The organism is Mycobacterium lentiflavum (genome assembly GCF_022374895.2).
Lineage (GTDB): Bacteria > Actinomycetota > Actinomycetes > Mycobacteriales > Mycobacteriaceae > Mycobacterium > Mycobacterium lentiflavum.
The window spans coordinates 5,286,799-5,300,473 of record NZ_CP092423.2; the positions used below are offsets into that span (position 1 = coordinate 5,286,799).

The following is a 13,675-nucleotide window of genomic DNA, read 5'->3' on the forward strand; positions in this document are numbered from 1 at the left end:
GCCAACGGCACCTAGCCATGTGACGGCCGCGACAGCGCCCGCGTCAGTCCCGGTGAGTCAAGAGGGAGTCCTGATCGCGGTGTCGGCGGATTCGGTAACCGCGCGAAGCGCCAGCGGGTACACCCAGACCTATTTGCTCACGCCGGATACCACCGTGATCACCGGAAATGGCAGCAATTCCTACGCCGTCACTTCACATTTCACGATCAATGATGCCGTGGACATCGTCGGGACCGTCCAGGGCGATAGGACACTCGCCACCAGCCTGGCTCATCGCAATGTCGGGCACGGTGATGGTCTCCCAATGGATGCCCCTGCCGGACAATAGGTTAGCGACTCGTGAGCAAAGCATCACAGTCGGATTAATGCGTATTACCAAGGGGTAAACCACTTTTCAAGAAGCGCTCTTTGCGCGTCGCCCGCCCGAAAGGTGGATTCCCCGATGACAGCGCCGTACCCGATAGACGTACTGCTCGTCGAAGACGACCCCGGTGATGAACTGATCACGCGAGAAGCATTCGAGCACCACAAGATCGCCAACAAGCTCCATGTCGCCCGAGATGGCGCCGAAGGATTGGACTTCCTCTACCGCCGCGGCGAATTCCGCGACGCGCCACGGCCCGATCTCATCTTGCTGGATCTCAATCTGCCGAAATTCGACGGTCGCCACATCTTGCAGACCGTCAAATCAGACCCCGACCTGCAGGACATCCCGGTCGTGGTGCTCACCACATCCTCGCTCCAAGAGGACATCTTGCGTAGCTACAACCTGCATGCCAATGCCTATGTCACCAAGCCCGTCGACCTCGACCGTTACATGGCCGCCATCCGAACGATCGACAACTTCTTCGTCCAGATCGTGCGGCTCCCTCCACGCCGCTGACCTTGCGGTTTCTCGCGGGTCTCGGCGCGTCTATGGATCTGTGGCGCAAGCGATATGCGACCCTGGTTTTTTCCAGAATCGACGGGGTATGCGATGGCTTATGAGCGTTGAGGTCTCCGCAGTTTCCGCCGTACCGGCGCAGTTGAGTTGCACGGGTGCGGCCGACGCCGCGACCGCGGGCGCGTTACGCCGTACGCTGCAAAGTTGGCTCCGGGAGCTTCCGCAGGCATCAGCACAGGTCAGCGGGGACGTTGTTCTCGGCGTCAACGAAGCCCTCGCCAATTGCGTCGAACACGCCTACCACGCTCAGGACGCCGTCGGCACCATGCGACTTCAGGCGGGATATGACCCTGCGGCACAGACGATCCGGGTATGCGTCAGCGATCGTGGCCGCTGGTACCGACGCTCGCCGCGCCAACCCCACGACCCTCGCGCTTCTCGCGGCATCATGTTGATGCACGCGTTGGCAGACCACTGCACCATCAGCACTGACCCCGATGGCACCACCGTGTGTCTGGATTATTCTGCGGCCCAAAGACATTGATTTAGCATCCGTAAGGGCTTTTAGCTCCCAACCGATTTGCTCGTTTCGCACGGCCGCTTCGTCCGGTCGCGCCATAAGGCCCCCGCGTGTGGGTGGTCAGCGGTGCTAGTCAGTAGACATCGCGCAGGTAGCGATGGTTCTTCACGAGGTCGTTCACGTAAGAGTGTGCGGCGCTGTCGTCCATCCCGCCGCAGCTTCCCACAATTCTACGTAGTGCCTGGTCGACGTCCTTGGCCATTCGCTCGGCGTCGCCGCACACATAGATATACGCACCGTCGCGCAACCAGCGGAAGATGTCCGCTGCATTCTCCCACATACGATGCTGGACATACTGTTTCGGTTCGCCGGCCGCTCCATCGCGGGAGAAGGCCAAGTCGAGTCGGGTCAGCGTGCCCGACCGGATGAAGGCAGCCAGCTCGTCGTCGTAGAGGAAGTCGCAGTGACGCCGCCGGTCTCCGAAGAACAGCCATGATCGCCCGGGCGCGCCGACAGCCTGTCGCTCTTGCAGGAAACCGCGGAACGGCGCGATGCCGGTGCCCGGGCCGATCATGATGATGGGCACGTCGCCCGCTGGCAAACGGAAGGCGTGGTTTGGTCGCAGGTGCACGCGTACAGTGTCAGCGCGGTCCGCCAGGAACGTCGAGGCGACGCCGCCGTGCCGGCGATCGCCGACCGTGTAGCGAACCGTCGCCACTGTGAGGTGCACGTGGTCGGGGTGTACCAGCGGGCTCGACGCGATCGAATAGTCGCGCGACTGAAGTGGACGCAGCGTGTCGACGACGTCGTCGACAGTCAGCCCGCCCAGCCGGATCAGGTCGAGTACGTCCTTGCCGTACCACCACGAGCCCTGCCCCGCAACGGCTTCGGTACCCAGCTCGCTCGCGGCGGCGGCGTCGCGAGTGCGGGCGGCGACCAGCGTCTGCAGCGCTCGCGACGGCGTCCGTATCTCGAGGTGCTCGGTGAGCAGCTCGCCGAGCCGCTCGTCGTAGCCGATGACGGCGTGGCCGGCGCCCACGCCCAACTCGCTCAGGATCGCCTCAACAAGGGTCGGATCATTGCTGGCCTGAACTGCAATGGAATCGCCTGCGTGGTAAGCAAATCCGGAGCCGGAGAGGTCGATCTCGTAATGCCGGACCTCTTTGTCGGACTCGGCAGTGGTGAGCAGTCGGTTGACCACGACGCGAGCATCGAACAGCGGATGGCTGCGATCGCGCCGTGATTGTTCAACGCTGTCGGACGGGCGAGGCTCCCGCGTGCCGACGGCAACCGCGGGCGCGGGATCGGTGCGACCGACCAGCAGCAGCTTGACGAGATCGTTCGTCCACGCCTCAGCCTCCTGCAGATAGCCGCCGTCGACGTCGACGCGGTCCATCAGACGGATTCCGCCCAGGGCTTCCAGTCGCTCATCGAGGAGCCGCCCGGCGTTGCAGAACTGCTCATATCCGGTGTCACCGAGGGCAAGTACCGCGAACCGCAAATGCTCCAGCCGCCCGGCGCCCTCGGTGCCGATCGCCTCCCAGAACAAGGAGGCGTTGTCCGGAAACTCGCCCTCGCCCCACGTCGAGCACACGACGACGAAGTGCGTCGCCGATTGCAGGTCGGCCGGCTCGACCTGGTTCAATTCGACTGCGCTGACGCTGAGGCCGAGGGACTCCTCGACCGCTTCGGCGAACGTCATGGCGGCGTCTTCGGCATTGCCCATGTCACTGCCGTAGCCGACAACGAGCGAGAACTCTGGTTGAGAAGGCATGAATCGCTCCCACTGTCGTCGCGGTCGGCGAGCGCGAAACGGCGCGTCTCTATTAGCTTAGGCTTACCTTATTTTGCTGCTACCAGAAGCGCAACCACCTGACCGCGACGCTCGCGGATCGGGGACGGCAGGACTAGCTCTTGTCGCGCTTGCGGGAGAGGAACGCCCGCATGTGCTGCTGCGGCTCCCCGGTCAGGAAGGCCAGACCGAACTGCTCGATGCTGTCTTCGATCGCCCCGTGCAAGCTCATCTCGAACCATTTGTTGAGCAGTCGCTTTTGCTGACGGACCGCGGATGTGCCGAACCCGCTGAGTTTCGTGGTGAGTTCGGCGATGCGGTGGTCGAGCTCGTCGGCGGCGACCACCTCGTGGACGAGTCCCCACCCGAGCGCCGTCGCGGCGTCGATCGTCTCGCCGATCAGCAACAACCAGCCCGCATGCGAGGCCCCGATCAGCACGGGCAGCAAGGCCGAATGGATGACGGAGGGGATGCCGACGGCCACTTCCGGCATGCCGAATTTGGCCCCCGGCTCCGCGATCCGCAGGTCGCAGCAGATCGCGACTTCCAGGCCGCCGCCGAGACACCAACCCGCGAGTCGGGCGATGACCGGCACCGGGCATTCGCGAATCGCCTCGCACAAGCCCGCGAGCCGACGGATGAAAATCTCGCCGGTGGACCGATCCAGCTCAACCATCTCGTTGATGTCGGCGCCACCGATAAACGCCTGCTCGCCCGCCCCGCGCAGCACCACGACCCTGACGTCGCTGTCGTGGCTGATCTCGCGGAACGCCTCGGCCAGTTCGTCGATGGCTCCGCTGCCCAGGATATTGAGCGGCTTGGAGTTGATCAGCTCAAGGGTGACCAGGCCGCCATCGCGGCCCTGCCTGACGAATCGTCGCTCCAATTACGGGTTTTCGGTGTGCTTAGTAAAGCGGGACCCACACACCGAAGAACCAGTAACCCCAACCGCCGAACTGCCAGTTGAAGACCGGCACGACGGTAAAGGTGTTGTAGGCGAACGGCGAGAAGTTGCTGCGCGCATACACCACATCGCGCGGCGGCCCGACCCATGGGCGGTTCCAGCCACCCGGAGGCGGCGGGCCGTCCCAGCCACCCGGAGGCGGCGGGCCGTACCAATGTGGCGGCGGGTGACCCGGCGGCGGGCCGTCGTTCCAACCCCAGCCCCGCGGCGGCGGTGGCGGCGGAGCCCCGTGGCCGACAATGCTGAAGCCGACCGATGAGTCCATCGGTCCGCCGATCTCGGCGGTGGCCGTTAGGTAGGTGCCGCGCGGCTGGTACGGCTCGTGCGGCGGTTGGGTGCTGGGCGCCACCACGGTCCGAGTGGGCTGCTGTCCGGACGGCGAGGTGGTTTGGCTGCCCGCCGGCGTCGTGGTTTGTGCGCTCGGCGCCGTAGTGGTCTGTTCGGCGGGAGTCGTGGTTTGGCTGGTCGGCGGGGTCGTGGTCTGTTGCGCCGGCGTGGTCGTTTGGCTGGCCGGCGGGCTCGTGGTCTGCGTGGCCGGTGCGGTCGTGCTCGCGGTGGTTTGCGGCGCGGTGGTTTGCGGACTCGGCTGCTCCGTGGTCTGCGGCGCGGCCGTGGTCTGTGGCGCAGCGGTGGTCTGCGGGGCGGCCGTTGTCGCGGGCGCGGCAGTGGTCGCCGGCGCCGCGGTGGTGGCCGGCGGGGCGGTGGTTTCCGGCGCCTGCGGGCTACGCGGTCCGCCGGGGCCGGCGGGCCCACCGTGGCAGCTGCCATTCGGGCACGGCGGTGGGTCGAGCGGGAAGGCACTCGCGAACCCCGGGTTCAATGCGGAGATGCTGAGTCCCGCCGCGAGCGCCACCGCGCTGACACGCTTTTTCGACATAGCTGCGTCCCCTCTGGGGCTTCGGCCCCGACGATGTCTCGTTGGCCCGCGCTACGGGCAGGTCACGTCCATCTCAAAAGGCTTGGTTACCGTCTGCGGCTGTTCCGGATTGGTCATATCCGTACCGGTTGCCGTGCCCTTGATCGCGTAGTACTTGCCGTCCACCGCCGCCCCGGCATTGCTGGCCTGGTTCGGCGCGGCATCGGAGTAGCCGAACGCGATCCCATTGACGTTGCCCAACCCGACCGCATGGACGATGGGCGGGTTGGCGTTGCTGATGACCGCGCCCACGCCCGCTGAGGCATCACCGATGCCGATGTTGATGTTGTCGCCGGCCGGCGTGCAGGTGACCTGGCCAGAGACGTTCTGCTTCTGGCCGTCCACGATGACCTGGGGGCCGGCCGGTGCTGCTGCCGTGCTCGGTGCGCCGGTGTTGGACTTGTTGCTCGAACAGCCGACACAACTTGCGACCACCATGGCCACGCCGGCCGCGCCGATCACGATCTCACGTTTCACCGACCACTCCCCCTGTGTTGCTGGTGCCGCCAACTTCACGTTGCCTCTGTCAATACGTAAAGACCCCGCCGGGCGGCGCGGGTCCGTACTCAAGATGCCGCAGCGGCTAGTACCCAATACCGAGCGCGCCGAAACCCGATACCCGTCAGGGCAGAATGCGGATTCCCCACTTGCCCAACAACGGGTGCACAAGGGTGAAGTAGGTGGTGTTGTCGTCCCCCTCCGGCGAGGACATCAAGATACCCACCGCACTTACGGTCCCGTCGTCGTTCTTCACGTAGCCGGGACTGCCGCTGTCGCCACCTAGGCTGTACACGCCGGCCTCGAGGACATCGCCGTTGATCGCGGTGATGTTTCCGCAGGTCTCGCCGGTGACTGCACCCAACTTGCAGAACGGTGTACCTACCTTAAGTTCGTTGCTGCTCAACACATCTCGGATAGTTAGTCCACCGACACCACCGGTTGGCACGCCCACAGCGGGGTTGAGGCGGATGATGGCGGCGTCGCGCTTGTCGCCCTCTTTCTCGCTGACGGTGATCGCCCCCAGCGGGATGCTCGGGCCATAGGTCCATACCGAACCGTCGTGCGCGTCGCAGTGGCCGCTGGTCAGCAAGTAATAGCTGCCGTCATTGCCTTGCGCGGCGAAACCCGCTGTGCACTTGCTGCTTTCGTCCTCAAGCTGCACACCCGGCATCGGCGGCTCCTCTGCCGCAGCCTTATTCGCGAACACCGTCGCCGCCATCATCATGGCAGCGAACAAACCCAACCCCCGCAACCGCGCTATAGCCACGCCGCTCTCCTCTTGTCGGGCCAGGATGCTACCAGCCGACTGCGACTTGTAGCTGCTCAGAGGGGCGGCGGCGCACCGTTACGGGTGCGCGCCGGACCGAGTCGCCGACGGGGGTCCGTCATGAGAAGGGTCGCTGTGGTCGTGCGTGGCGCCCTTGATCCCCGTGAGCAGCGCGAGGACTTCCTCGCCGATCAGGTTCGTCGAGTCGGCGATCCGCGACGCAGACGGCGGTGACGTTATCCGGCGTCGACGTGGCGGGACAGGAAATCCAGAACAGCTCCGGCGAAAACGTCGTTGCGATCGCCGGCGACCATGTGCCCAGCACCGTGCACATCGGTGAACTCGACGTCGGGAAAGCGTGCGAGAAATTCGTCGGCGCGCTCCTGGCTGACCAGATCGCTCACTTGGCCACGAACCAGCAGCATGGGCACACCGCTGCGCAGGATCGCCTCAACGGCGGTGTGCATGCGATCGGCGTCGGTGACCTCGAATGGCGGGAAAGCCGCAGTGCCACTAATGAATTGGGGATCCCAATGCCAATACCAACGATCCCCGCGGCGGCGCAGGTTGGTGGTCAGGCCTTCGAGATCGGTGGGCCGGGGTCGATGCGGGTTGTATTCGGCGATCGCGTCGGCAACTTCTTCAAGAGAGGCGAATCCGGATTCCACCCGGTCGGCCATGAAGTTGTGAATGCGATTCGCCCCCGATTGCTCCATGTTGGGCACGATGTCGACGAGAACGACGGCGCTGGCGATCCCGGGCGAGATCTCCCCGGCCAGCAGCATCGAGGTGAATCCGCCCAGCGAGGCGCCCACCAGAACCGGTTTCGGGGGCAGGCCCCGCAACACCTCTTGGACATCGGCGGCAAAGCTGACGACGCGATAGTCGCCTTCGCTGGACCAGTCCGACTCGCCATGACCTCGCAAATCGATCGTGACAGCCTGCCAGCCGCGCTTGGCGACCGCGGCGGCCGCGCGGCCCCACGAGCGCCGGGTCTGCCCTCCGCCGTGCAAGAACACCACGGCCCGCGAAAGCGGGTCGCCCTGGCGATCGGCGACGATGCGGACGCCGCCGATCCCTGAGGTGGAGAACTGTTCGGGAGCCGTCGTCATCAAGAGATCGTAAGACGACCCCGATCAGTCGTTGGCACTTGGGGAATCCTGTTCGCCGCGAAAGAACTTTGCGACCCGCTGTGTGATCCGCCGCAGCGGACCTCTCGCCCGCCGTGCTTCCGTGATCCGATCGTGCGTTTGCTTGCCTTCCCGGGCGTAATCGGTGACCGATTCGTCGCCTTCTTCAGCGCGCATGTGTGTCCTCCGTTTGTTTATCCGGCCCGCGCCTTGAGTCGCCTGACGCCGGACCTGCCGGAACCCGCGGATCCGACATGTTCGCTAGCCGAGCGGGTTCACTGTTGCCTACCCACCCGGCCGGTTTCTCAAAACGGGGTTCGGTCATGCGTGGTCGGCAATTTCACATATGTTGCAAGCCAAGTGTTTACCCGCATGTCAGGGTTTGCCGGCCGACCATCGGCGGCGAGAAGGCAGCGATGGCATCGCGCGAATCGTGCCGCCGCTCTTCGGAGTTCGGCTTTCGTCCTAGGACAACTGCTCCTTGTGGGCCTTGATCGGAGCACTACTCGGCGGCAGCTTGAGCAGATTGCCACGCAGACTGCCCCGAGCGGTGCGGACCGCCACCAACAACCAGGTGAAGAGCAGACCGGCGTAGGCGATCGCCGCGGCTACCTTGAAGGCCGGTAGATGCGTGTGAGCGGCAAGCTGCGAAGTCCCGGTCACGAAGGTGCCGACCGGGAACGTCAGGCTCCACCACGTCAGGGCGAACGGCATCCCGCGGCGCAGGGTGCGCACGGTGAGCGCGGTGGCCAGCGCGATCCACAACACCGCGAAGCCCCACACCGGAACCCCATAGAGGATCGAGAACGTGTTCATGTCCTCGGCCACGTCGTGGTCGATGGAACCGTTCAACGCGGCCGTCCCGAGAAGTCCTGCGGCCGTGATGGATTGACCAAGCGGACCCAACACGATCCACAGCGTCGGCACTCGCGCGGTGCCCGAGGTGCCATACAGCACCAGTCGGCTCCAGATCATCGCGATGATGTTGAACGAGGCCAGCAACGACAACCCGAACATCGCGTAACAGAAATAGAGCATGGTCTGACGGCCGGTGCCCGCGGCGATGTGCGGCAACAGCATCGCACCCATCGCCGCGGTCACCATGGGCGGAACCACGGGCATCAACCAGCCGCCGAAGGCGGCATCGGGTTCGACGTCGTGCTGGGTGAACATCAGAAACGGGATGCTGACCGCCGTGAACAGACCGCCGAGGGTTCCCGCGGTCCACAGCACCCAGTCGAGGTCGACGGCGATGCGCGCGCCGATCAGGTCCCTGCCGACCACCATCGCTCCCCCGCCGACGGTCATCAGCGCCATCGGCGCGGCGCCGTAGAAATGGGCCATCTGCGGGTTGCGGGCGTGACCGCGCGCCACCGTGGGGTGACGCAACCAGTGGCTACCCACCAAGACGATCAGCGCCACCAGCAAGACCGCGGCGATGACCCACACCACCTGCGCGAACGCGCGCAGACCCACCACGTGAAACGGCAGCGTCGCACCACCGATAGCCACGATTCCCGTTCCCATTACCGAGGCAAACCAGTTGGGGCCGATATTGCCGAGCAGCTCCACCCGGGCATGCGACGACGGTGGGTCGGCAGAGGTTGCACTCGTCATAGCTGACAGACCCTACTTCCCCGGCATTGGGCGATGTTGCGCTTACACTCCATCGGGTGACGTATTCCGTGCAACCGAGGCACACCGTGAACAAGGCCCCAATCTTGATCGGAATCATCGTCATGCTGGTAATCGGGGTACTTGCGCTGCCCACCAAGCAACGGTGCGGGGCGCCGGGCCTGACCTGTGCCACCGCTTTGGATAAGCATGGCTACGTTCACTTTTACTACGAAGTCGAACCGCTCGGTGTATACCTCGCAGAAATAGTCACCGGGTCGAATATCCGGCTGTTCTACCATTCGGGCGAGGACCTCGAAAAGGTTCGCTAACCTTGGGCCGCAACAGCTTTCGTTATCCGTGACAAACCTGCAACGCGTAGGCCATCGGTTCGCCGCGGGGCGTGTCGAGCTGAGACGAAACCGTGATCGCCGGGTTCACGAAGTCCTTCTGGATGCCGAATTTCGTTAGGTCCAGCGTCATCTCGACGGTGTCGGGTCCCGTCCGTCTGGCGTGCGTGCCAAGATCCGTCCTGACGTCGGCACCGTCGGCTCGGGTGTTGCTGATCGCCAAGTCGTCGCTGCCCGGCCGCTGGGTCAGCACGGCGAACGGGGTGCCGTTGTTGGCGAGGCGGTAGGTCAATTGGTAGCTCGGCGCCGCCGGCAGTGGTTGGGCAAAGTGCACCACGAGCGCCAGGATGTCGGCCCGGGGATGGGTGACACCGACCGAGTCCACGACGAGCGCGGGCGGCGGTCTGGTCACCGACTGCATCTGGCAGATAAGTCGGTCGGGCAGATGCGACCAATCGTCCCGCGAAGGTCGCACCCAGTTGTAGAAACCGACGATCACGACGGACACCAACAAAGCCAGGGGTATTACCGTCCGAAGACCCGGTGGGACCTTCTCCCAGACCTGCCGCAGGCCGCGTTGCGGCGCCTCGGCATCGACATTGCCCGCGTGCTGGTCTCCGTCCGGTGACGAGTCGGAATCGATCTCGTCGGCCATGTTTTCCTCCTGGGACCGGTCCGCGACGGTTGCGGACCCTAAGCTCGGGGCATCCTAGCCAAAACATGCTGGTAGCGCGAAGATCGCTGTCGGCGATTCGGGCGTTTCGCCGGCGTGAGAAGGGCCACAGTGGGCCGCTGGGAGTGATCGAAATTGGGGGCTTCGCAGCAAGCTACCGCATACTTGACCTCATGCTTTTCGCCTCATCACCGCGAACCGCCGATGCGGTATCCAGTGGTGTGCGGGTGAAGGGTCGAGGCTTCTGATGGCACGCTCCCGGGGTGCACATCGCCGCCATCGTGCGGTTCGCCAACCGTCACCGCTACGCAGAGGGGTGACGCGGGCGTTCATGACGCTGGTGTCCACCGCGGCGGTGCTGATGACCGGCGCCGGCTACTACGTGGCGCACGGGGCACTGGGTGGCATCACGGTTTCGCAAGCGTTGAGTCCCGACGATCCGCGCTCCAGCGGTGACAACATGAACATCCTGCTGATCGGTCTGGACTCGCGGAAAGACCAGGACGGCAACGACCTGCCCAGTTCGATCCTCAAGCAGCTGCACGCGGGCGACTCGGACGACGGCGGTTACAACACCAATACGCTGATCCTGGTGCACGTCAGCTCCGACAACAAAGTGGTTGCCTTCTCGATCCCACGCGACGACTGGGTGCCGTTCAACGGCGTACCCGGGTACAACCACATCAAGATCAAGGAGGCCTACGGCCTCACCAAGCAGTATGTCGCTCAGAAGCTGGCCAACCAGGGTGTGAGCAGCCAGAAAGAGCTGGAGACCAAGGGCCGCGAGGCCGCCCGGGCAGCGACATTGCGCGCGGTGCGCAACCTGACCGGGGTTCCGATCGACTACTTCGCCGAGGTCAACCTGGCCGGCTTCTACGATCTGGCGCAAAGCTTGGGCGGCGTGAACGTCTGCCTCAACCATGCCGTCTACGACTCCTACTCCGGCGCCGACTTTCCCGCCGGGCCGCAACGGCTCGATGCCTCCGAGGCGCTGGCCTTCGTCCGGCAACGTCATGGCCTGGACAACGGGGACCTGGACCGTACCCACCGCCAGCAAGCCTTCATTTCGTCGGTCATGCGAGAGCTCCAGGATTCCGGCACCTTCACCAACCTGGACAAGATGAAGAGCCTGATGGCCGTGGCACGCAAAGACGTCGTGCTGTCGGGCGGCTGGGACGAGGACATGTTCCGCCGCATCGGCGAAATCGCCGGCAGCGCATCGGTGAACCAGGTGGTATTCCGGACGCTGCCGGTGGTTCGGTACGACAACATCGGCGGGCAGGACGTGAACATCGTCGACCCGGTCGCGATCAAGGCCGAGGTCGCCTCAGCGATCGGCGGCGACATCTCGACAAGCTCGTCCCCGACGACGGCCGCCAAACCCAATCCGTCGACCGTCGTCGACGTGGTCAACGCCAGCAGCACAAGCGGTCTCGCCAGCCAGGTGTCGCGCGCGCTGAAGAAGTACGGCTACACCGCGGGCACGGTCCGCGACCGCAACTGGTTCGATCCGAGCAAGACGTCCATCCAGTACGGCGCCGGCGCGGCGGCCGATGCGCAGAACCTGGCGAACCTGCTCAGCCTGGACGCCCCCAAGCAGCCAGACGCCAGCCTCGAACCCGGACACGTCCGGGTGATTGTCGACACCAGCTTCACGATGCCGACGCCGGACGAATCGATGGACGATTCGTACTCGTCCTCGTCGTCATCCTCGTCGTCGTCCACCACGACGTCGAGCAAGAGCAGCTGGAATTACGGCTACGGCACCAGCACCTACCCGACACCCGATCAAGGCAAGCCGATCGACGGTGGCGGCGTGCCGTGCGTTAACTAGCGACGATCGCGCGCACGCCTCAGGCGTGCGTGCCGCCGTCCATCCGAATCTCGGTGCCCGTGATCCAGGCTCCGTCGTCGGACACCAGCATCGCGATCACGCCGGCCACCGCCTCAGGTCCTGCCATCCCCGCGCCGCTGGACTCCGTCGTGGTCGGCAGGATCGGCATCAGTCGGGGAAACAGCGACCAATCGGCGTCCTTCGGGATGTATCCGCCAGTGGCATCGGTGATTCCGGACTTGATGCTGCCCGGCGCGACGCACACCGCGCGCAGACCGTCCTTCGCATATTCGAGCGCCACGGCATGGGTGAAGGCCTGGATTCCGCCCTTGCTCGCGGCGTAGGCCGCCATATAAGGGTGCGCGAACGACGCCGACGTCGAGCTGAAGTTCACGATCGCGCTGCGCGAATTCGCCAGTAATGCCGGCAGTGCTTCGCGGACCACGAGGAAGGTGCCGGTCAGGTTGACCGCGATGATCTGATTCCATTGGTCGAGGGTGGTTTGGTGGGTGTGCCAGGCCCGCAGCATGCCCGCCGCGTTGACCAGCGAATCCAGGCCGCCGAGCGTCTCAACCGCCCGGCACACGCCGTCGATGACCGAATCCTCGTCGCCGACGTCAATCGGCATGGTGGTGAGCCGCTGTGCTGTCCCTGCCTGCTGCGCGCCGGCCTGGGTGTTGCGGAGCCCGTCGGCCGAAATGTCCGCGGCCACGACGTTGGCGCCCTCGCTGAGCAAGCGCAACGCAGTGGCCTGGCCGATCCCAGATGCGGCGCCCGTCACCAGGATCCGCTTGCTCTCGAGTCTGTTCATCTGCTTCTCCTAGACCACGCCGCGAAGCGCATCCTCGCCGAACATCTGCACCATCATCGAGGAGTAGTCCGGGCCGCGGCGCAGGATGTGGCCACCGTCGACGTTGATGCACTGTCCGGTGATCCAATTCGCCGCGTCGCTGAGCAAGAACAAGGCCAGGTTGGCGACGTCCTCGACCTCGCCCACCCGGGGCAGCGGCGTGCACAACGCGTAGTCGCCGCTGATCTCCGGGGACTGAATGACGCTGGCATCAACCAGATCCGTGCGAATCAGGCCCGGGCGGACGCTGTTGACCCGCACCCAGGACGGCCCGAGTTCGTCGGCGGCCAGCATCATCATGTGGTCGATCGCCGACTTGGTGACGCCGTAGGGCCCGAACCATCGGTGGGTGTTGCTGGCCGCGATCGACGAGATTCCGACGAACGAGCCGCCGCCGCCGCGCACCAATTCACGGCACACGTGCTTGAGCACGTACATCGTCCCGTTGACGTTGAGGTCGACGGTGTTTCGCCATGCCTCCGAGTCGGTGTGGGTGATCGGCCCGATGGTCAGCGAGCCACCCGCGCAGTGCACCGCGCCGTTGAGCCGGCCATGCCAGGCCGTCGCTGCGTCGACGGCGCGGGTCACCTCGTCCTCGTTGGTGACGTCGGCGGGCTCGTAGCGGATCGCACCGCCGTTACCGGTGCTGTCTGCCAGCGCCTGGACCTCCTCGACGGCGCCCGCCAAACGGTCGGCATTGCGGCCGACGATCATGACGGAAGCCCCGGCCGCGGCCAGCCCGGCCGCCACGCCTTTACCGATTCCGCTGCCGCCGCCGGTGATCACATACGTCCGGTCTTCGAAAGATAGCTGCACGAGGGCCCTCTCAAACTGGAACAGGTTCTAGCTATAGAAGCATGCAGCACCCGCGGCGAATATCGC

16 protein-coding genes are annotated in these 13,675 nt (G+C 65.0%); 5 read left to right on the forward strand and 11 right to left on the reverse strand.

The annotated features are described in order from the left end of the window. Positions 1-52 precede the first annotated feature (52 nt). The 3 genes from MJO58_RS24650 (at position 53) to MJO58_RS24660 (ending at position 1,427) form a co-directional block, all read left to right on the forward strand. Positions 53-328 carry a hypothetical protein gene (locus tag MJO58_RS24650; protein ID WP_259608731.1) on the forward strand — a complete coding sequence of 92 codons (276 nt, stop codon included), beginning with the start codon at positions 53-55 and terminating at the stop codon, positions 326-328. A 114-nt stretch (positions 329-442) separates the two neighbouring features. After that, positions 443-883, forward strand: coding sequence for a response regulator (locus tag MJO58_RS24655; RefSeq protein WP_239721297.1), 441 nt, complete (start codon positions 443-445; stop codon positions 881-883). 100 nt (positions 884-983) lie between these two features. Continuing rightward, a complete protein-coding gene (locus MJO58_RS24660; protein WP_090607025.1) occupies positions 984-1,427 on the forward strand; it encodes an ATP-binding protein in 444 nt (147 codons plus the stop codon). A gap of 109 nt (positions 1,428-1,536) precedes the next feature. Here the strand turns inward: MJO58_RS24660 and MJO58_RS24665 are convergent, their stop codons facing one another. The 8 genes from MJO58_RS24665 to MJO58_RS24700 all read right to left on the reverse strand — a co-directional run bounded on the left by MJO58_RS24665 (position 1,537) and on the right by MJO58_RS24700 (position 9,089). Continuing rightward, positions 1,537-3,177 (reverse strand): diflavin oxidoreductase, encoded by a 1,641-nt coding sequence (locus MJO58_RS24665; protein ID WP_239721298.1) that lies wholly within the window; start codon positions 3,175-3,177, stop codon positions 1,537-1,539. A 133-nt stretch (positions 3,178-3,310) separates the two neighbouring features. Further along, the gene (locus MJO58_RS24670) at positions 3,311-4,081 is read right to left on the reverse strand and encodes an enoyl-CoA hydratase (protein WP_239721299.1); all 771 of its coding nucleotides are present in this window, start codon (positions 4,079-4,081) and stop codon (positions 3,311-3,313) included. A 19-nt stretch (positions 4,082-4,100) separates the two neighbouring features. Further along, positions 4,101-5,036, reverse strand: a complete 936-nt coding sequence (locus tag MJO58_RS24675; RefSeq protein WP_239721300.1) for an MAP_0585 family protein — start codon at positions 5,034-5,036, stop codon at positions 4,101-4,103. Between the two features lie 51 nt (positions 5,037-5,087). Next, positions 5,088-5,552, reverse strand: a complete 465-nt coding sequence (locus MJO58_RS24680) for a lipoprotein LpqH (protein WP_090607035.1) — start codon at positions 5,550-5,552, stop codon at positions 5,088-5,090. Positions 5,553-5,697: 145 nt separating this feature from the next. Further along, positions 5,698-6,342: a S1 family peptidase gene (locus tag MJO58_RS24685; protein ID WP_239721301.1), complete on the reverse strand. Its 645-nt coding sequence runs from the start codon at positions 6,340-6,342 to the stop codon at positions 5,698-5,700. Positions 6,343-6,578: 236 nt separating this feature from the next. Beyond that, the gene (locus MJO58_RS24690) at positions 6,579-7,454 is read right to left on the reverse strand and encodes an alpha/beta fold hydrolase (RefSeq protein WP_175364539.1); all 876 of its coding nucleotides are present in this window, start codon (positions 7,452-7,454) and stop codon (positions 6,579-6,581) included. A 24-nt stretch (positions 7,455-7,478) separates the two neighbouring features. Further along, entirely contained in the window at positions 7,479-7,649 is a 171-nt protein-coding gene (locus tag MJO58_RS24695) for a hypothetical protein (protein ID WP_175364540.1), read from the reverse strand. Positions 7,650-7,937: 288 nt separating this feature from the next. Then, positions 7,938-9,089 (reverse strand): TDT family transporter, encoded by a 1,152-nt coding sequence (locus MJO58_RS24700; protein WP_239721302.1) that lies wholly within the window; start codon positions 9,087-9,089, stop codon positions 7,938-7,940. 122 nt (positions 9,090-9,211) lie between these two features. Here MJO58_RS24700 and MJO58_RS24705 point away from each other — a divergent pair, with 122 nt between their 5' ends. Continuing rightward, positions 9,212-9,418 carry a hypothetical protein gene (locus MJO58_RS24705; protein ID WP_420845441.1) on the forward strand — a complete coding sequence of 69 codons (207 nt, stop codon included), beginning with the start codon at positions 9,212-9,214 and terminating at the stop codon, positions 9,416-9,418. 22 nt (positions 9,419-9,440) lie between these two features. On the opposite strand, the gene MJO58_RS24710 is transcribed toward MJO58_RS24705, so the two are convergent. Beyond that, positions 9,441-10,091 carry a hypothetical protein gene (locus tag MJO58_RS24710; RefSeq protein ID WP_090607043.1) on the reverse strand — a complete coding sequence of 217 codons (651 nt, stop codon included), beginning with the start codon at positions 10,089-10,091 and terminating at the stop codon, positions 9,441-9,443. A gap of 265 nt (positions 10,092-10,356) precedes the next feature. Here MJO58_RS24710 and MJO58_RS24715 point away from each other — a divergent pair, with 265 nt between their 5' ends. Next, positions 10,357-11,943: an LCP family protein gene (locus tag MJO58_RS24715; RefSeq protein WP_239721303.1), complete on the forward strand. Its 1,587-nt coding sequence runs from the start codon at positions 10,357-10,359 to the stop codon at positions 11,941-11,943. A 19-nt stretch (positions 11,944-11,962) separates the two neighbouring features. Here the strand turns inward: MJO58_RS24715 and MJO58_RS24720 are convergent, their stop codons facing one another. Continuing rightward, positions 11,963-12,754, reverse strand: coding sequence for an SDR family NAD(P)-dependent oxidoreductase (locus MJO58_RS24720; RefSeq protein ID WP_090607049.1), 792 nt, complete (start codon positions 12,752-12,754; stop codon positions 11,963-11,965). A gap of 9 nt (positions 12,755-12,763) precedes the next feature. Continuing rightward, complete coding sequence (locus tag MJO58_RS24725; protein WP_090607052.1) at positions 12,764-13,609, reverse strand: SDR family oxidoreductase; 846 nt, start codon at positions 13,607-13,609, stop codon at positions 12,764-12,766. Between the last annotated feature and the right edge of the window lie 66 nt (positions 13,610-13,675).

Coding starts and splice junctions, on each gene's coding strand:
- MJO58_RS24675 (WP_239721300.1), bottom strand. CDS start 5,036: ATGTCGAAAAAGCGTGTCAGCGCGGTGGCGCTCGCGGCGGGACTCAGC.
- MJO58_RS24655 (WP_239721297.1), top strand. CDS start 443: ATGACAGCGCCGTACCCGATAGACGTACTGCTCGTCGAAGACGACCCC.
- MJO58_RS24720 (WP_090607049.1), bottom strand. CDS start 12,754: ATGAACAGACTCGAGAGCAAGCGGATCCTGGTGACGGGCGCCGCATCT.
- MJO58_RS24710 (WP_090607043.1), bottom strand. CDS start 10,091: ATGGCCGACGAGATCGATTCCGACTCGTCACCGGACGGAGACCAGCAC.
- MJO58_RS24665 (WP_239721298.1), bottom strand. CDS start 3,177: ATGCCTTCTCAACCAGAGTTCTCGCTCGTTGTCGGCTACGGCAGTGAC.
- MJO58_RS24715 (WP_239721303.1), top strand. CDS start 10,357: ATGGCACGCTCCCGGGGTGCACATCGCCGCCATCGTGCGGTTCGCCAA.
- MJO58_RS24695 (WP_175364540.1), bottom strand. CDS start 7,649: ATGCGCGCTGAAGAAGGCGACGAATCGGTCACCGATTACGCCCGGGAA.
- MJO58_RS24700 (WP_239721302.1), bottom strand. CDS start 9,089: ATGACGAGTGCAACCTCTGCCGACCCACCGTCGTCGCATGCCCGGGTG.
- MJO58_RS24660 (WP_090607025.1), top strand. CDS start 984: ATGAGCGTTGAGGTCTCCGCAGTTTCCGCCGTACCGGCGCAGTTGAGT.
- MJO58_RS24690 (WP_175364539.1), bottom strand. CDS start 7,454: ATGACGACGGCTCCCGAACAGTTCTCCACCTCAGGGATCGGCGGCGTC.
- MJO58_RS24705 (WP_420845441.1), top strand. CDS start 9,212: ATGCTGGTAATCGGGGTACTTGCGCTGCCCACCAAGCAACGGTGCGGG.